Genomic DNA, 17,965 nt, shown 5'->3' on the forward strand with positions numbered 1-17,965 from the left:
GCAATAATCAGGGTCAAAGAACGCCTTCCTCGCAAGATCCGATCTGTCGGACGCTTTCTGAGTTGGAAATAGCCCTTGTTGCTTTGTGAACCAGCCAGACGCGCCACCATCCGCATTTGCCCACGTTTCTTAACCGGTAGCAGGTGATGTGCTCCCCTGCTTTAACGCATGCATTGACGTATACGTTAAATCCCCATATGCAAGATTTAGGTTTATGAGGGAAAGCTATGGGCACCTATTTCGGCGCGATTGCGGATGATTTTACCGGGGCGACGGACCTCGCTGGGCTATTGGCGCGCAGTGGGGTGCATGTTTCTTTGCGCATCGGAACACCCGAGACGCCGCCGGTTGAGACGGCGGCGTTTGAGGTGATTGCCCTGAAATCCCGCACCGCGCCGGTCGCAGAGGCCGTGGCCGAAACGACTAAAGCACTGGGGTGGCTGCAGGCGGCTGGCGCGCAGCGGTTTTTCTGGAAGTATTGTTCGACCTTTGACAGCACCGCCGAGGGCAATATTGGCCCAGTCGCCGAGGCGCTGATGGCGCAGATCGGGACGGATCAGACGATCTATTGCCCGGCGTTTCCTGAAAACGGGCGGTCGATTTTTATGGGCAATCTTTTTGTCGGGCAACAGCCGCTGTCTGAAAGCCCGTTGAAAGATCATCCTTTGACCCCCATGCGAGACAGCAACCTTATGCGGCTGCTTGCGCCGCAGGTGACCGGGCGGGTCGATCTGGTGGATCGGCTGACCGTCGCTGTTGGAGCAGATGCCATTCGCGAGGCACTCGCCGGACTGCGCGGCGAAAGCCTGTCTCATGTCATTGTGGACGCGGTGGCCAACGAAGATCTGTTCACGATCGCCGAAGCCTGTGCCGGCATGCCGCTCTTGACCGGCGGGTCCGCCATCGCGATGCCACTGCCGCTGCTATACCTGCGTTCGGGCGTCTTGTCTGGCGACAACAAAAGCTATCAGGCCCCAGACACAGATCCGCGCGCGATTGTGTTGTCGGGCAGTTGTTCGGCCATGACCAACGCACAGGTGGCGCATTACAAAGCGCAGGGCAGGGCGGCTTATCAACTTGATCCGCTGATACTGGCGAAAGAGGGCCCGGGCGCCGCCATGTCTTGGCTGGCCGGGCAAGATCTGGCAAAGTCGCCTTTGATCTATGCAACGGCAAAGCCCGAGTCCGTGAAAGCCGCGCAGGACATTCTGGGCGTCGATCAGGCGGGTGAAATGATTGAACAGACCCTAGCGGCCTGTGCGATTGAGGCCCGAAATCTGGGTGCACGCCGCTTTATCGTTGCGGGGGGAGAGACGTCGGGTGCCGTCACCAAAGCCCTTGGCGCAGATCAATTGGACGTCGGCCCCGAAATCGCGCCCGGCGTGCCATGGTGTTTCTGCCACTCCGGCGGACATCAGATTGCGATTACCCTGAAATCCGGTAACTTCGGGCAGGAAGACTTTTTCACCGAAGCGCAGGCAAAGCTGACCGCATGAGCACCGAAAGCCACCTCAGAGAGCAAATTTGCCTGCTCGCCAAGTCGATGTTTGATCGCGGGCTGACCGGTGGCTCGACCGGCAACATTTCAGCCCGGACTGAAGACGGCGGGCTGTTGGTCTCTCCTACCGGGACCAGCTTTGGGCGGCTTGATCCGGGTCGGCTTAGCCGCTTTGACGCCAAGGGCGTTCTGGTAGATGGCGACAAGCCCACCAAGGAAATGCCGCTGCACGCAGCCTTTTATGACACGCGCAGCACGGCGGGTGCAGTGGTGCATTTGCACGCGTGCCATTCGGTGGCGCTGTCGATGATGCCGGATGTGGATGCCGACAATTTTTTACCGCCGCTTACGCCCTATGGGATTATGAAACTGGGCAAGGTAAAACTGCTGCCCTTCTTTCTGCCCGGTGACCCGGCGATGGGGGACGCGGTGCGCGGACTCGCTGGGAAACGCTCTGCCGTGATGCTCGCCAACCATGGGCCGGTGGTGGCGGGCAAAGATGTCGAAGCGGCCTGCAATGCCATCGAAGAACTTGAAGATACCGCGCGACTTGCGATGATGACACGGGGTCTACAGCCTCGCGGGCTGAGCGACACGGACGTTCAGCGCCTGATCACCAAGTTCGACGTGGAGTGGGATGATTGAAATTTTCGGCAAACCTTGGGTTTCTCTGGGCAGATCGTCCTTTGCCAGAGGCTATTCGGGCGGCGAAAGCAGCCGGGTTTGACGCCGTTGAATGTCATTGGCCCTATCAGGAGTCATTGCCGGACATCAAAGCCGCGTTGGACGAAACGCAATTGCCGCTCTTGGGGTTAAACACACGACGTGGCGATGCGACAAAGGGCGAAATGGGTCTAAGCGCGCTACCGGATCGTCAAGGTGAAGCGCGTGACGCCATTGACGAAGCCCTAGACTGGGGCGCGGCCCTTGGCGCGTGCAATGTGCATGTGATGGCGGGCTTTGCCGAAGGCGAGGAAGCAGAGGCCTGTTTTCTAGAGAACCTGCGATATGCGGCCAGGCAGGCTGCATCAAAGGACATGACAATCCTTATCGAACCGCTGAATGTCTATGACGCGCCGGGGTATTTCCTATCAACCACCGCGCAGGCCGCAGAGATCATCAATCAACTGAACCTACCAAATGTGAAGCTGATGTTTGATTGCTATCATGTGCAACTGAGCGAAGGGGACATTTGCAATCGGCTCAGCCGCCTGATGCGACTCATCGGCCATATCCAATTCGCGGGGGTCCCAGCGCGTGGTCGACCGGATCAGGGCGAAATAAATTACGACTATATTTTCAGCCATATCGCCTCTTTGGGCTATTCCACACCTTTGGGGGCCGAATATAAGCCGATGGGTCACACAGAAGACACGCTTGGGTGGTTGGTTCGCAGGCAATGATCGCTTAGACAGGGCCGAAATAGCCCCATGCGCTGATAAGAGATTTTGCAATGACCAAAGACACCCACCTGACCTTCCGCCAATTCATGCTGCAAGAGTATCGCAAGCACGACGTCTCCAAAGACCTGATCTTTCTGCTCGAGGACATTGCCACAGCCTGCCGCACGATCTCTCATAAAATCCGCAGCGGCGCGTTTTCGGGCACGCTTGGCGCGACAGAAGAAACCAATGTGCAGGGCGAAACCCAAAAGCAATTGGACGTGATCGCAAACGATCAGTTCATGTTGCATTGCGCCAATTGCAGCCGGGTTGCGGCGTTAGTGTCCGAGGAACTGGACAATGTGGTCTGGCTGAAGGACGAAGCGAAGGCCGGGGATTATATCATCTATTTTGACCCTTTGGATGGGTCGTCAAACCTTGAACTTAATGTCTCTGTTGGGTCGATCTTTTCGATTGTGGAATTGAAGGAACCAATTTCGGATCTGACCGACGCGTCGGTTCTGATTTCAGGATCAGAACAGATTTGCGCAGGCTATTCGCTGTATGGGCCATCGACGTCCCTGGTGGTGACAACCGGCCACGGCGTGAACGGGTTTACACACCTGAATGGCACTGGGGAATTCCTGCTGACCTTCCCAGACATGCAAGTGCCGGCTGAAACCAGCGAATATGCCATCAATGCCAGCCGTCAACGGTTCTGGGAGCCGCCTGTCGCGCGCTATGTGCAGGAATGTCTTGCGGGCGAGGACGGCCCGCGCGGTCGGCGGTTCAACATGCGCTGGGTGGCCTCGATGGTGGCCGAAGTGCACCGCATCCTGACACGCGGCGGTGTGTTCCTTTACCCACAGGATTCCGAAAACGCGGATATGGGTGGTCGCCTGCGCCTGCTTTATGAAGCCAACCCAATGGGCTTTATCATTGAACAGGCAGGCGGTCGTGCCTCGACCGGGACGCAGCGGATCATGAACGTGAATCCTGACGATCTGCACCAGCGGGTGCCGGTGATCCTAGGCTCTCGGGATGAAGTGGATTTGATTGACGCCTACCACGCCGAGGCGCGCAAGGGCTAGGCATCGGTGTGGCACGAAGAACGGTTTCAAGATTATTGGTGTGATGATGACGATTAAGACAGTGCAAGCCACGCCCTTCGCGGGCCAGAAACCCGGCACATCCGGGTTGCGCAAGAAAACCCGCGAATTCATGCAGCCGGGGTTTTTGGAAAACTTCGTGCAATCCATTTTTGCCGCCATCGATGGGGCCGAGGGCAAAACATTTGTGCTTGGCGGAGACGGGCGGTTTTTCAACACCGATGCCATTCAAACGATCCTGAAAATGGCCGCGGCCAATGGCGCAAAACGTGTGATCGTCGGGCAGGGGGGCTTGCTGTCGACCCCGGCGGCGTCGCATCTGATCCGCAAATATGCGGCAGACGGCGGTTTGATCCTGTCGGCCAGTCACAATCCCGGCGGCATCGACGCCGATTTCGGGCTGAAGTTCAACGGCGCTAACGGCGGCCCCGCGCCCGAAGCCTTGACCGCCAAGATGCTGGCCCACTCGCAAGAGATTTCCGAATACAAAATCGCAGATGTGGCTGACATCGATCTGGCGACGTGCGGCACGCAGGACGTGGCAGGCATGGTGGTCGAGGTCATCGACCCCGTTGCCGATTACGCCATGCTGATGGAAGATCTCTTTGATTTTGACGCCATCCGCGACATGTTCGAGGGCGGCTTCCGTATGCGGTTTGATGCGATGCATGCTGTCACCGGCCCTTATGCGAAAACCTTGCTGGAAACCCGCCTTGGCGCGCCCGTTGGCACCGTGATCAATGGCGAACCTTCGCCTGACTTTGGCAAAGGCCATCCCGATCCAAACCCGGTTTGGGCGAAAACCCTGATGACAGAAATGATGGGCGACGACGCGCCGGATTTTGGCGCGGCCTCTGATGGTGACGGTGACCGCAATTTGATCGTCGGTAAAGGGCTGTATGTCTCGCCCTCTGACAGCCTTGCCGTGTTGGCGGCCAACGCCCATCTCGCTCCGGCTTACAGCAATGGCATTGCCGGTGTTGCGCGCTCGATGCCGACTTCCTCGGCCAGTGACCGGGTCGCAGAGGCGCTAAGGATTGCAAGCTATGAAACCCCGACCGGATGGAAGTTCTTTGGCAACCTGTTGGACGCCGGGCGTGTCACCATCTGTGGCGAAGAAAGTGCGGGCACCGGCTCCGATCACGTGCGCGAAAAGGATGGGCTTTGGGCCGTGCTTCTGTGGCTTAACATCCTGGCGGTGCGCAAACAAAGCGTCACAGAGATCATGGCGGATCACTGGCAGACCTATGGGCGCGACTACTACTCGCGCCACGATTACGAAGCACTGCCTTCGGAGCTGGCGACGGACTTGATGGAGGGTTTGGCCGCACGGCTTGCGGACTTGTCGGGCCAGGACTTTGCCGGTCTCACCGTAGAAAGTGCAGATTCCTTTGCCTACCACGACCCGGTGGATGGCTCTGACAGCCAAAACCAAGGCCTGCGCATCTTCTTCAAAGACGGTGCGCGGATTGTGTTCCGCTTGTCCGGCACCGGCACCGAGGGCGCGACACTGCGCGTCTACCTGCAGCGCTTCGAGGCTGGAACAGGCGCGCTGTTTGATGACCCGCAGGAGGCACTGGCGCAAGTGATCCAAGCCGCCCACGACATCGCGCGGCTGGAGCGCCTTGGTCGAGAGGGACCCGATGTGCGGACTTAGCACCCGCACGCCACACCATTAAATATTACATAATGTAAGTTATGCGATCAAAGCGACGCAGCCGCGCGACTTGCTTGGTCGTAAGATCCTGAAAGATTTCGCAATTTACGCGCGATCTCGCGAATCTCCGCCCCTGTGCCCTCTTGCGTCTCAAGCCCGGCCAACAGACATTGTTTGCGCACTTCGCGGTAAGCTTCGCACAGGTCTTTGCCGCTGTCTGAGGTGCTATAGAATACTTCTTTGCCACGTTTTTCGGAACTGATCAGCTCTGCCTTCAAAAGTTTGCGCAGCGCATAGTTGACCGTATGCGTGTCTTCGATGTTCATCAGAAAGCAGATGTCAGACAGGCGTTTTTCGCGGTCACGGTGGTTGACGTTGTGCAGGATCAGGATTTCCAGAGGGCTAAGGTCCGCCTGTCCTGCGGCGGCCATGCAGCGGGTTGTCCAACGTGTGAAGGCGTTGAAAACAACGATCAACCCATACTCAAGTTCGGACATTTCCCAGCCCTGCCCTTCGGCCAAATGACGAGAGGAAACGATGCGACGCGATTCTTCGGATGGTTCGATCATGGCGTATTCCCTGCAAAACCTCAGTAAGTTACCGATAATTTATGCAGATAAACCCATGTTTTGCAAGGAAACTGCAAACGATCCCGACCTCATCTTTGCATAACGTTGACAAATTACCAGCGTTATGCAAATATAACACCACATCACATTCAGGGAGAGTTTTTGATGTCCTTTACAAGAATTATGACCGGCGCTGTCGCCGCCGTTGCGGGCCTCGCAGTCACCGCACAAGCCGACACTTGGGATATGCCCACACCTTATCCTGACGCAACATTCCACACCGTGAACATCCACGAATTTGCCAAAGACGTTGCCGCAGCAACTGATGGCAAGCTTGAAATCAAGGTGCACTCTGCCGGGTCGCTGTTCAAACACCCGGAAATCAGTAAAGCCGTGCGCAGCGGTCAAGTGCCAGCGGGTGAGTTTTTCATGGGTCTTCTGACCAATGACAACCCCGCCTTCGGCATTGACGCACTGCCCTTCCTTGCGACCAACTATGATGACGCCGAACGCCTTTGGACCGCTCAGGAAGGTGTCATCACAGAGATCCTAGACGCACAAGGCCTGATGCCGCTTTACGCCGTGCCATGGCCGCCGCAGGGGCTTTACACCACCAAAGAGATCACCTCTGTTGATGATCTGGCGGGCCTGAAGTTCCGCACCTACAACGCGACGCTAGAAGAATTCGCCTCTCTGGCCGGGGCCGCGCCAACACAGGTCGAAGTGCCAGATATCCCGCAGGCCTTCAGCACCGGACGGGTTGAAGCAATGATTACTTCGCCTTCCACGGGCGCGAACTCCAAAGCCTGGGATTTCCTGACCCATTACACCGACATTCAGGCTTGGATTCCAAAGAACATCGTTGTCGTCAACAAACGCGCTTTCCGCCGTTTGGACGAAGCCACGCAAACCGCTATTCTTGACGCCGCCGCCGCAGCCGAAGCGCGCGGTTGGGAGATGAGCAAGGCCGAAACCGACGCAAAGGTTGCCGTGCTGCAGGAAAACGGCATCACCATTGTTCAGCCGTCTGATGAACTGATGGCCGGGCTGCGTGAGATCGGTGCCCAGATGCTGGAAAGCTGGAGTGAGAAAGCAGGCGACACGGGCGCAGCCCTGTTGCAGGCCTACCAGCAATAAACCTTTGGCCGAGAGCGAGCAGTCGCTTTCGGCCCATTCTTTTCTGGGGGGACACACTATGCGACGCACACTTGATTTCATCTACCGCGCCGCCGGAGCACTTGCGGCTTTTTTCATTCTGGCCATCGTCGCGCTTGTGGCAGCGCAGGTACTTTTGAACCTTGCAGACAAGGTCTCAGCAGCCCTTGTGGGGCGCGGGATCGGGCTGACCATTCCGTCATATTCTGATTTCACGGGGTTTTTCCTCGCCGCATCAAGTTTTCTGGCGCTGGCCTATACGCTGCGCGCGGGGGGGCATATTCGCGTGACCCTTCTGACCGGGCGTTTGCCTGAAAGTGCGCAGCGGATCGCCGAGATCATTGTGGTCGGCATCGCCCTTTGCATGAGCGCCTATGCCACCTTCTACGTTGTCCTTCTGGTCGAAGAATCCTTGGTCTTTGGTGACCGCAGTTCCGGCATGGTCTCTGTCCCGCTGTGGATACCACAGCTGCCAGTGGCGGTTGGGCTGGTCATTCTGACAATTGCCTTGGCGGATGAGTTGATCGGCTTGCTCCGGGGGCGCAAAGCGTCCTGGGACGGCAAGGGCGACAACCTGCTGAGCGAATAGGAGCGCCCGATGTCTGTTGCTGTTCTTTCCATCATTCTTTTGGTGCTGCTGTTTGCCTTTTTGGGCGCAGGGCTTTGGGTGGCCTTCTCGCTTCTGGGCGTTGGTGTCGCTGCGATGGCGCTTTTTTCGGACGCACCGCTGGGTTTGGTCATGGCGACCACCCTATGGGGCCATAGCAATTCCTGGGCTTTGGCTGCGCTGCCGCTTTTCATCTGGATGGGGGAAATCCTCTTCCGCTCACGCCTGTCCGAGGACATGTTCACCGGCCTTTCCCCATGGATGAACCGCCTGCCCGGGCAACTCTTGCATGTGAATGTCTTTGCCTGCGGGATCTTCGCGGCGGTCTCTGGCTCGTCTGCGGCCACGGCCGCGACCATCGGGAAACTGTCAATTCCAGAGCTGTCCAAACGCGGCTACCCGGAAAAATTGGTGATCGGCACGCTGGCCGGGTCGGCCACTTTGGGCCTGTTGATCCCGCCGTCGATTATTCTGATCGTTTATGGTGTTGCGACCGAACAATCCATCGCGCGCCTCTTCGTGGCAGGGGTTCTGCCGGGCGTCCTGCTGGTGTCGCTTTTTGTTGGCTATGTGGTGATCTGGGCATTGCTAAACCGCGCCTCGCTGCCGACCGAAGACATCAGCGCAACGTTCCGAGAAAAACTCTTCCGCGCCCGCCGCTTGGTGCCTGTTGTCGTGCTGATCCTTGGCGTCATCGGCTCAATCTATGCCGGTATTGCCTCTCCGACGGATGCAGCGGCGGTTGGCGTAATTCTGGCGCTGATCCTGTCATGGCGGTCAGGCACCCTGACCCGCGCCACGTTTGTGGACGGGCTGATGGGCGCAACCGTGACCTCCTGCATGATCGCCTTCATCCTGGCTGGCGCGTCCTTCCTGACGGTCGCCATGGGCTTTACCGGCATCCCGCGTCTGCTTGCAGAATGGATAGGCTCCTTGGGCCTGTCGACCTTCACGCTCTTGGCGGCGCTGACCATTTTCTTCGTGATCTTGGGCTGTTTCTTGGACGGGATTTCGGTTGTTGTTCTAACAGCGTCGGTGATCATGCCAATGGTTTTGCAAGCTGGCATTGACCCGCTTTGGTTCGGCATCTTCCTTGTGATCGTGGTCGAGATGTCGCAAATCACACCACCGGTCGGCTTCAACCTCTTTGTGCTGCAATCCTTGACCGGACGCGACATTCTGACCGTCGCAAAAGCCGCACTGCCCTTCTTTTTCCTGATGGTGCTTGCGCTGATCCTGATTGTGCTGTTTCCGCAAATCGTGACTTATCTGCCGGAGCAAATGTGAAACCGCTAGAGAATAAACCCTCCGCCTTTCCCATCATTCAGACGGCCGGGGTCGATGGGATGCTGGTCAGTTTTGACGGCACGCTCAGCGAACCGGCGAACCGCGCGGCTCTGGCGTTTCGTGCCGCCGTCGGGGCCGAGGCATGGGACGGGATCACCGAAATCTCATCCTCGCTGGTGTCGGTCTGCGTCCGGTTCGATCCGCTGCACCTGCCCCATGCGCAGCTACAGACTTGGCTTGCGGCACTGCTGAACAGCCGCGATTGGTATCAGGCCGACCTCCCAGAAGGCCGCCGCCTGTGGCGCATCCCGACGGTCTTTGGCACCGACCGCGCCCCGCAATTGGCCGAGGCCGCCGAACTTGCAGGCCTTAACGAAGCCGAGGCCATCCGCAGCCTGACGGAAACCCCTGTGCGCGTCCAAACCATCGGTTTTGCGCCCGGGCAGCCCTATCTGGGTGAATTGCCCGAGGCGTGGAATATCCCGCGTCAAAGCCAGTTGACCCAGACCATCCCGCAAGGGGCCTTGGCGGTGGCCATCCGGCAAATGGTTCTTTTTTCTGCGGCCTCCCCCACCGGTTGGCGGCATGTCGGACAGACCGCGATCCAACTATTTCAACCGAACGCCAAAGACCCCTTTGTGCTGCGTCCGGGCGATGAGGTGCTGTTTCACAGCGCTTCACCCGAAACCCTAAACACATTGCGCAATGACCCCATGGGTGGGGCGACGAAAGAGCCGATCACATGACCGCCGTTCTGAAAATTCACCGCGCCGGGCCGGGTGTCACGGTGCAGGACCTTGGGCGGCACGGGCTTGTCGATATGGGGATCGCGCGCGGTGGGGTCGCAGACCGTCATGCGGTGTCCGAAGGGGCTGCGCTGCTGGGGCAATCCACCGAAAATGCCGTGATCGAAATGATGGGTCTGGGCGGAGAATTCGAAGCCTCCGAGGACGTCCGCATTGCACTCACTGGCGCACCGATGCGTGCGCAGATCGACGGCACGCAGCTGGCCTGGAACGCCAGCCACATGTTGCCTGCGGGCGCACGGCTGGTGATCGGCGCAGCGCTGCGGGGGTGCTATGGCTATCTGCACGTGGGCGGCGGGATTGCCACTAAGCCGCTTTTGGGCGCCCGGGCGACCCATGTGTCTGCCGGTCTGGGCGCTGCCCTGCAAGCGGGCGACAATCTGGACCTTGGCGAGGACAACGGCACCCAAACCGGGGATTATCTGGACGAAGATGATCGCTTTCTGGGGGGACCGGTGCGCATGGTCCGCAGCTTTCAAACCCATGTTTTTGCCGATGACGACATCACACGTTTTCAGGCCACGCCGCTCAAACGTGACCCGCGCGCCAACCGTATGGGCGTTCGGTTGACCCCAACAGGCAAGGGTTTTCAAGCCGCCAATGGCCGCAACGTTCTGTCGGAGTCCATCATGCCGGGCGATATTCAGGTCACCGGCGATGGCACGCCGTTTGTGCTGATGGCGGAATGCCAGACCATCGGCGGCTATCCCCGGATTGGCACCGTTCTGCCCTGCGATCTGCCCCGCGTCGCGCAGGCCCCGGCGGGGGCCGAGCTTTGGTTCCGCATCGTCGACCTTGACGAAGCAATTGAGATCGAACGCGCCGACGCCGCCCTGCGGGCAACCTATGGGCAACAGAAAAAGCCCCTCATTCGCGACCCGCGCACTATGGGGGACCTTTTGTCTTACAATCTGATCAGCGGCATGATCGCCGGTGACGAATTTGATGAAGAAACCGTCTGAAACCACGGAGAACACAATGGCGCGCACAGTCGATTTGAACGCAGATATGGGTGAAAGCTATGGTTCTTGGACCAAGGGTAACGACGCAGCCCTTTTGGACATTGTGACATCGGCCAATATCGCCTGCGGCTTTCATGCGGGCGATTGGGACGTGATGGCAGACACGATGGCGAAAGCTGCGGAAAATGGCGTTGGCATCGGGGCACACCCAGGCTTTCCGGACCTGCACGGCTTTGGCCGCCAACGCATGAGCTTTGCGCCCGCGTCTTTGCAGAACCTGATCCGCTATCAAATCGGCGCAGCGCAAGCGATGGCACGCGCGGCGGGCACCGAAGTGCGGCACCTGAAATTGCATGGCGCGCTGGCCAATATGACATCGGAAGATGAAGAGATGGCGCGCCACTGTTATGAAGCCGCGCAATCCGTCGCGCCTGATATGGTGATCATGGTTCTCGCTGGAACGGCACAACAGCGCGCGGCGGAACAACTGGGCTGCCAGATCGCTTGCGAGATTTTCGCCGATCGCGCCTACAACAGTGATGCCACCCTAGTGGACCGCAAGCTTCCCGGCGCTGTTATCCACGATGCCCAAATCGCGGCGCCTCGGATTGCAGATATGGTCGAGGCGGGTGCCATCATCGCCGAAGACGGTACGCAGATTCCCACAAAAATCGACACGATCTGCCTGCATGGAGACACACCCGGCGCAGTCGATATCGCGCGCGCCGTCCAGGCGGAACTCGAAAAGCGCGGGATTAGCATCCAGCGGTTCTAGCTTTAGTACCACCGACCGATAGCGATCAGATCGGCGGTTTCTCCAGTGGTGGAAGCCGTCGCAAACGCTGCGAAGTCCCACGTAATTGCGCTGCCTGCCCGGCCATTGACCCAGCCAGACGCCAACGATGCAAGTGCGCCCGACCCAACAGGGGTTGCGCTGAACGCCATCGGGAAAGCATGTTGCTGCGCACCCGACCAATAAAGCGCCCCGGTGGCCTGATCGACATCTACCACCACCTGCGCCGTGCAGATCTGCGTGCCATCGGCAAAGCGCACATAGTCACCCTGCGCGTTTGACCCCTGTTCAATCACAGCCCCTGTGGGTTGCCCCGCCGCCTCGCTGACCGTGCCCAGCAGGTTACCCGGGCCATAGGTGAACGTGGCCTGTGCCAGTTTGCCCGGCGCGAAATCCCCCACCGACGCCTGCACCGCCGCGCCGGTGACATGGCCGGTCAGGGCGTCAAAGACCATGGCGTCGGTCCAAGCCACCCCATCGTCAGAGACCTTGATGCTGAAATCCATGCTGCCCGCCAGCCCCATCTCCGCGTGACCTGTCCAAGCCGATTGAAAGAGCAAGGACGCAGTGTCGCCTGTCGCGGCCTTATTCACCTTCATTTGATGCCCGGCTCCAACATGACTGAACAGGCTCGCCTGCGCCGCAACGGACAGTCGATTGACGGCATCGTAGCTGGCCCCGATGCCCAAACCGTCAATGTTGTTGTGCAAGCTGCGCCACACGCCTGCGTCATAGACAACAAGCTGATCCCCAACCACATCCCAAGCGCACCATCCGGTTTGCGGTGCTTGAAAGACCCATTGCGTGTCCTGCCATTGCGCAATGCCCCCGCGTATTGCGCCCAAACGCCACTGGGAGCAGCGCCGATAAAGTGCGTTTCGCCCGAAACCGGCGTGCTTGGCGGGCTATTGGTTCCGATCCCATCCAGCACCAATTGCGTCGCCCCGTCGAGCAACAAAAGCGCCTCGTTGTGAGTGACATGTTTCTGGGCCTGAGCGGGGGCCATGATGGGCAGGCCAAGGCGAGCGGTGGTGTCTGGCATGGGCGTCCTCCAACGAGTTGATGTGACTCGCTGATAGCAAGGAGCGCCTGTTTATTCCGTGAAGCCAGCGCCCGGTGCATTGGCAACACCGGGACGTGTTTAGCCCATATTGCCTTTTGAAATCCGGTCGTAAGCCGCCAGGTTTTCAATCAGCGCCTGCATCTGGTCGACCGGGATCATATTCGGACCATCGCTTGGCGCATTGTCCGGGTCTTGGTGGGTTTCGATGAACAAGGCCGACACACCAACGGCAACCGCCGCCCGCGCCAGAACCGGCGCGAACTCGCGCTGACCACCAGATGTTGTCCCCTGCCCGCCCGGTTGCTGCACCGAATGGGTGGCGTCAAACACCACAGGATACCCCGTCGCGGCCATCGTCGGCAGGCCTCGGAAATCAGAGACCAACGTATTGTAACCAAAGGATGTTCCGCGATCACAGAGCATGATGCGCTCATTGCCGGTAGAGGCAATTTTCTCGGCCACGTTGCCCATATCCCATGGGGCAAGGAACTGCCCTTTCTTAACGTTGATTGCCGCGCCGGTTTCCCCAGCAGCCAACAACAGGTCCGTCTGACGGCACAGGAACGCCGGGATTTGGATCACGTCACAGACCTCTGCCGCCGGCGCACATTGGCGCGCGTCGTGCACGTCAGTCAGGATCGGGCAGCCGAATTCATCCTTGATCTGACCAAGGATTTTCAACCCCTCATCCATGCCCAGACCACGTTGCGTCGAAATGGACGAACGGTTGGCCTTGTCATAGCTGGCTTTGAAAATGAACTTCGTGCCGGTTGAAGCGCAGGCTTCCGCGATCTTCTCTGCCATCATGCGCGCGTGATCAAGGCTCTCAAGCTGACAGGGGCCAGTGATCAGGGCAAAGGGGCGGTCCCCGCCGATTTCAATGTCGCCAACGGTGACGATTTTAGGCCCGGTGGTGGCTACTGTCATGGCTTAAAGTTCCTTCAAAACGCGTTCGATCCGAGGCACATCCTCGGGGTTGTTCAGTTCCCAAAACACTCGACCCCGGCCTTCCACGATCACGCAGCGCACCGTGGTGCCGTTGACCAGAAACCGCAGCTGCTCCAGCCCTTCGAGGGTCTCCAATTCGCTGACCGGCCAGCTTGTGTAGGCGGCCAGTGCATCCGGGCGATAGGCATAGACACCGACATGGTGATAAACCGGGATGTTTTCCGCAGGCACCTTATGGGCATCAATATAGGGCAGCACTTCCTTAGAGAAATAAAGCGCATGACCCTTGGCGTTAAATACTGCCGTGGTGCCCCCAACGCGGCCCGCTTTGCGGTCTTCGACGAAATGCCCGTAAGTCAGCGGATCACATTGCAACACGGGCGTGGCCACCTGCGCCTCTGGGTCGGCTTTCATTGCGGCAATCAGGTCTTCGACAAACCAAGCGGGCGTCAGCGGCGCATCGCCTTGCAGGTTCACAATCAGATCAGCCTCAATCCCAGCATTCGCCAGCGCATCAGCACAGCGCGCGGTGCCGTTTTCGCAGGATTCAGAGGTCATAATGACCTCAGCACCAAAGGCTTCGGCGGCGGTTTTGATCCGGTCATCATCCGTGGCAACGTATACCGCATCCACGCCCTGTACCGTTTGCGCCGCTTCCCAGCTCATGCGGATCAGGCTTTTCTTGCTGCCATCCGGCTGCGTCAGTTCCGCCAAAGGTTTACCGGGGTAACGGGTGGACGCATAGCGCGCCGGGATCAGGATAACGGTTTTCATGCAACACCTGCGCGCAGAAGGTCATGGATATGCAAAATGCCCACAGGCTTGCCTGCCCCGTCAGTGACCGGCAATGTGGTGATCTTGCGCTCATTCAGCAGCGCCAGCGCCTGCGCCGCCAGCATGTCTGAGGGCACCGACACCGGGTTCGGGCTGGCGATTTCGCCGGCGGTTTTGCCCATCAGCACATCCATATTGCGCCGCAAGTCGCCGTCGGTGACCGCGCCCGTCAGCAGGCCGTCGGCATCCAGAACCAGCGCCACGCCGAACCCTTTAGAGGTCATTGTCAGCAACACTTCGGACATCGGCAAATCAGATGCCACAACCGGCAGTTCCTGCGCCCCATGCATCAGGTCCGACACGCGGCTTAGCTGGGTGCCCAGTTTGCCACCGGGATGGAAGGTATGAAACTCATCCGCCGAAAACCCGCGCGCTTCCATCACGGCAACCGCCAGTGCGTCGCCAAGCGCCAGCGTCAGCGTGGTCGAGGTCGTGGGCGCCTTGCCGATCGAGCAGACCTCTGGGATTTTTGGCAGCGCCAGCTTAAAATCGGCGGCCTTCATCAGGGTGCTGTCCGGATTCGACGAAATCGCAATCATTGGAATGTTAAACCGACGCGTATAGAGCGTGATGTCGCGCAGTTCCGCCGTTTCGCCAGAGTTGGAAATCAGCACGCAAACATCATGCCGCGTGACCATACCCAAGTCGCCATGGCTGGCTTCGGCCCCATGCACAAAATAGCTGGGTGTACCGGTACTGGCCAAGGTCGCGGCAATCTTGCGGCCGATGTGGCCCGACTTGCCGACACCCGAAATCACAACCCGACCGGCAATGCCAAGGATGCAGTCCACCGCCGCCTCAAAGTCTGCAGGCAGCTCGTCCGCCATCTGCGCCACTGCGGCGGCTTCTTTCTGCAATACGGTCCGAGCGACCTCATTTGCGGATTTAACGGCTGTCTTGTCGTCAATGGGGGCCATGGAGTCAGTCACCTTATGGGCGCGCCACGCCCGTAATTTCAGCTTTTATCTCGGGTCAGACGCATATCCTGAACGCGTATCGGGCGCAAAGCCTTTGTTCAGGCAGAGCGGATGTCGCTTAGGGAATCCTGCAGCCCTTGCCAAAGCGCGGTCAACTGCGGCTTGGTGTTTTGACGCAGGCAGTACATGCGGACCTCAAGTTTGGTGCGCAGTTTTGGGTTGGGCAGCATCACCAATTCGCCCGTTTCAAGCTCTGCCCGGCACATGCGTTTTGGCAACCAGCCCAGACCGAAGCCTTCCAGGATCAGCGCCTTGACCGAGTTCGCGAGGGCGTTTTGACTGACAACCAAAGTGCGCGGCCCTGCGAGTTGCAGGCGTAGCAACTCATCCAAAACGGGGCGGAAGGCGGACGCCGCACTATAGGACAAGATCGGCACGCGGGTCTTTTCCTGCGTATCCAGCGTGAACATCGCACGGCCATCCGGCCCGGCTTTGGACACGGGAATGAATTCATCCGCATGCAAGGTCAGCATGTTGAATGCGGCGACTTCCAGCGGCGCAAGGTAGGCCATCGAGGGATGCCAATAGTTCAGAATGACATCGCAATGGCCCTGCTGCAGGCTGATCACAAACTTGTCTGCAGGCCAAGAGGCCGAATTGAGATCAATCGCGATATCGTCTTCTGGCGCAAAGGGTGCGATCCGCGTTTTGTAGTAGGTGGTATAAAGCGACTGGCTGGCAGCCAGACGCACCACGTTTTCACCTGCCGCATCGACCGACTGGCAGCGCTCGATCGTTTCTTCCAGCATATTCAACATCATCCGCGCCTGCGTCGCAAAGACATCCCCCGCCGGGGTCAAGGACAGCGGCAGGGTTTCGCGGTTGATCAACTGAACGCCAACCGCGTTTTCCAGCGCGCGGATACGTCGTGAAAACGCCGGCTGGCTGACATGACGTTCCTCCGCCGCGCGGGAAAAATTCCGGCACGCCGCCAAGGTCTCAAAGTCTTTCAGCCAGTTAAATTCCAATGTCCAAGTGCTCCGGGGCCTAGGCCTGGGGTGTCATGCGATCTTCTTCAACCGCGTGACAGGCAACGAGGCTGCCATCGGGCTGTTGAATAGCCTTGGGCTTTTCTTCGTCGCATCGTTTGTTGGCAAAGGCGCAACGGGATTTGAACGGGCAGCCCTGAGGCAAATTGATCGGTGTCGGAATTTCGCCCTTCAAGCGAATATGATTGGGTCGATCATCTTTCAGTTGAGGTACGGCCGACAACAAGGCCTTAGTATAGGGATGCTTCGGATTGCTGAAAAGAGTGCGGGTATCCGCAACTTCGCAGATTGACCCCAGGTAAAGCACCACAACACGGGTCCCGAAATGCTCTACCACGCTTAGATCGTGGGTAATAAACAGATAGGTCAGACCCCGGCTTTCCTTGGCTTCCAGCATCAGATTCAAGACCTGCGCCTGAATCGAGACGTCCAGCGCCGAGATCGGCTCATCTGCGACGATGAATTCCGGGTCCACCGTCAGCGCGCGCGCAATAGCGATCCTTTGGCGCTGGCCACCTGAAAATTCATGCGGATAGCGTTTGGCCCAAGCGGGATCAACGCCGACAGACCGCATGACTTCTCCCACCCGGTCCCGGACCGCAGAATCCGAGAACTCGGGGTTGTGATGCCGAACCGGTTCTTCGAGGGCCTGCAGAATGGTCATGCGCGGGTTTAATGACGCATAGGGATTCTGAAAAATCATCTGAATCTTCTTGCGCAGCGGACGCATATTATGACGGCTCAAGTCATCAATCCGCCGCCCATCATAATAGATCTCGCCCTTGGTCGGGCTAAGCAACCCCGCCACCAACCGCGCCACCGTGGATTTGCCACAGCCGGATTCCCCGACCACACAGACCGCCTCGCCGCGATGCACATCAAGGCTGACGTTATTGACCGCATGCACCGCGCGGCGTTCCTGCGTCAGGCGACCCTTTTTGAATTTGATCGTCTCCAACCAGCCCTTGTCGAGGTCGAACTTCTTCTCAAGCGCCTTGATCTGCAACAGCGCTTGCGGCTCATTCAAGTCTTTCATGCTTGCGCCTCCTCACGGGTGGGCTGTTCAAAATGCAGGCGCTGCACCTCGTGACAGGCAACTTCGACCTCGCCGTATTGGCCTGTCTGTGGGATCTGGCTGCGGCATGTATCGGTCGCGAACTCGCAGCGCGGGTGGAACGAACACCCGCGTGGCACTTGGCTTAGCGTGGGCATATTGCCGGGGATCTGGCGCAATTGTTCACCCGGCTGAGTCTGCTGCGGCAAAGCGTTGATCAGACCCTGCGTATAGGGGTGCTGCGGGTCATTGATAATCGAACGGGTGCGCCCCGC

At 58.7% G+C, this 17,965-nt stretch carries 19 protein-coding genes and 1 pseudogene; 11 read left to right on the plus strand and 9 right to left on the minus strand.

The window, feature by feature from the left end:
* Positions 1-227: 227 nt before the first annotated feature.
* Genes otnK through BUA39_RS15700 form a run of 5 tightly spaced genes read left to right on the plus strand, consistent with a single transcriptional unit; the run spans position 228 to position 5,646 of the window.
* Positions 228-1,496, plus strand: coding sequence for a 3-oxo-tetronate kinase (otnK, locus tag BUA39_RS15680; RefSeq protein ID WP_072794165.1), 1,269 nt, complete (start codon positions 228-230; stop codon positions 1,494-1,496).
* Positions 1,493-2,143 (plus strand): 3-oxo-tetronate 4-phosphate decarboxylase, encoded by a 651-nt coding sequence (otnC, locus tag BUA39_RS15685; protein WP_072794166.1) that lies wholly within the window; start codon positions 1,493-1,495, stop codon positions 2,141-2,143. The genes otnK and otnC overlap by 4 nt, the downstream gene beginning before the upstream one ends.
* A complete protein-coding gene (locus BUA39_RS15690; RefSeq protein WP_072794167.1) occupies positions 2,140-2,901 on the plus strand; it encodes a hydroxypyruvate isomerase family protein in 762 nt (253 codons plus the stop codon). Before otnC ends, BUA39_RS15690 begins: the two co-directional genes overlap by 4 nt.
* Positions 2,902-2,951: 50 nt before the next feature.
* Positions 2,952-3,971 carry a class 1 fructose-bisphosphatase gene (locus BUA39_RS15695; RefSeq protein WP_072794168.1) on the plus strand — a complete coding sequence of 340 codons (1,020 nt, stop codon included), beginning with the start codon at positions 2,952-2,954 and terminating at the stop codon, positions 3,969-3,971.
* A 46-nt stretch (positions 3,972-4,017) separates the two neighbouring features.
* Entirely contained in the window at positions 4,018-5,646 is a 1,629-nt protein-coding gene (locus BUA39_RS15700) for an alpha-D-glucose phosphate-specific phosphoglucomutase (protein ID WP_072794191.1), read from the plus strand.
* A 47-nt stretch (positions 5,647-5,693) separates the two neighbouring features.
* Here the strand turns inward: BUA39_RS15700 and BUA39_RS15705 are convergent, their stop codons facing one another.
* Positions 5,694-6,215, minus strand: coding sequence for a winged helix DNA-binding protein (locus BUA39_RS15705; RefSeq protein ID WP_072794169.1), 522 nt, complete (start codon positions 6,213-6,215; stop codon positions 5,694-5,696).
* 165 nt (positions 6,216-6,380) lie between these two features.
* Between BUA39_RS15705 and BUA39_RS15710 the strand changes: the two genes are divergently transcribed.
* From BUA39_RS15710 to BUA39_RS15735, 6 genes are read left to right on the plus strand one after another with little or no spacing between them, the layout of a single operon-like run.
* On the plus strand, positions 6,381-7,352 hold the full coding sequence (locus BUA39_RS15710; RefSeq protein WP_072794170.1) for a TRAP transporter substrate-binding protein: 972 nt from the start codon (positions 6,381-6,383) through the stop codon (positions 7,350-7,352).
* Between the two features lie 58 nt (positions 7,353-7,410).
* On the plus strand, positions 7,411-7,959 hold the full coding sequence (locus tag BUA39_RS15715) for a TRAP transporter small permease (protein WP_072794171.1): 549 nt from the start codon (positions 7,411-7,413) through the stop codon (positions 7,957-7,959).
* 9 nt (positions 7,960-7,968) lie between these two features.
* Positions 7,969-9,264, plus strand: coding sequence for a TRAP transporter large permease (locus BUA39_RS15720; RefSeq protein WP_072794172.1), 1,296 nt, complete (start codon positions 7,969-7,971; stop codon positions 9,262-9,264).
* A complete protein-coding gene (locus BUA39_RS15725) occupies positions 9,261-10,010 on the plus strand; it encodes a 5-oxoprolinase subunit B family protein (protein ID WP_072794173.1) in 750 nt (249 codons plus the stop codon). The genes BUA39_RS15720 and BUA39_RS15725 overlap by 4 nt, the downstream gene beginning before the upstream one ends.
* Positions 10,007-11,032, plus strand: a complete 1,026-nt coding sequence (locus tag BUA39_RS15730) for a 5-oxoprolinase subunit C family protein (RefSeq protein WP_072794174.1) — start codon at positions 10,007-10,009, stop codon at positions 11,030-11,032. The genes BUA39_RS15725 and BUA39_RS15730 overlap by 4 nt, the downstream gene beginning before the upstream one ends.
* 16 nt (positions 11,033-11,048) lie before the next feature.
* Complete coding sequence (locus BUA39_RS15735) at positions 11,049-11,807, plus strand: LamB/YcsF family protein (RefSeq protein WP_072794175.1); 759 nt, start codon at positions 11,049-11,051, stop codon at positions 11,805-11,807.
* 2 nt (positions 11,808-11,809) lie between these two features.
* Here the strand turns inward: BUA39_RS15735 and BUA39_RS15740 are convergent, their stop codons facing one another.
* From BUA39_RS15740 to BUA39_RS15770, 8 genes and pseudogenes are all read right to left on the minus strand, one after another.
* Entirely contained in the window at positions 11,810-12,424 is a 615-nt protein-coding gene (locus BUA39_RS15740) for a hypothetical protein (RefSeq protein WP_165610537.1), read from the minus strand.
* 174 nt (positions 12,425-12,598) lie between these two features.
* A pseudogene (locus tag BUA39_RS17110) lies at positions 12,599-12,867 on the minus strand (DUF2793 domain-containing protein); the annotation flags it as partial.
* A 99-nt stretch (positions 12,868-12,966) separates the two neighbouring features.
* Positions 12,967-13,815: a 3-deoxy-8-phosphooctulonate synthase gene (gene kdsA, locus BUA39_RS15745; RefSeq protein WP_072794176.1), complete on the minus strand. Its 849-nt coding sequence runs from the start codon at positions 13,813-13,815 to the stop codon at positions 12,967-12,969.
* A gap of 3 nt (positions 13,816-13,818) precedes the next feature.
* Complete coding sequence (locus BUA39_RS15750) at positions 13,819-14,610, minus strand: 3-deoxy-manno-octulosonate cytidylyltransferase (protein ID WP_072794177.1); 792 nt, start codon at positions 14,608-14,610, stop codon at positions 13,819-13,821.
* Positions 14,607-15,587: a KpsF/GutQ family sugar-phosphate isomerase gene (locus BUA39_RS15755; protein ID WP_072794178.1), complete on the minus strand. Its 981-nt coding sequence runs from the start codon at positions 15,585-15,587 to the stop codon at positions 14,607-14,609. The genes BUA39_RS15750 and BUA39_RS15755 overlap by 4 nt, the downstream gene beginning before the upstream one ends.
* A 98-nt stretch (positions 15,588-15,685) precedes the next feature.
* A complete protein-coding gene (locus BUA39_RS15760; protein ID WP_072794179.1) occupies positions 15,686-16,615 on the minus strand; it encodes a LysR family transcriptional regulator in 930 nt (309 codons plus the stop codon).
* Positions 16,616-16,634: 19 nt separating this feature from the next.
* The gene (locus BUA39_RS15765) at positions 16,635-17,672 is read right to left on the minus strand and encodes an ABC transporter ATP-binding protein (RefSeq protein ID WP_072794180.1); all 1,038 of its coding nucleotides are present in this window, start codon (positions 17,670-17,672) and stop codon (positions 16,635-16,637) included.
* On the minus strand, positions 17,669-17,965 hold a 297-nt coding region (locus tag BUA39_RS15770; protein WP_341349559.1), incomplete at its 5' end, for an oligopeptide/dipeptide ABC transporter ATP-binding protein. The genes BUA39_RS15765 and BUA39_RS15770, both read right to left, overlap by 4 nt.

The organism is Cognatishimia maritima (assembly GCF_900129685.1).
In the GTDB taxonomy this organism is placed as follows: Bacteria; Pseudomonadota; Alphaproteobacteria; order Rhodobacterales; family Rhodobacteraceae; genus Cognatishimia; species Cognatishimia maritima.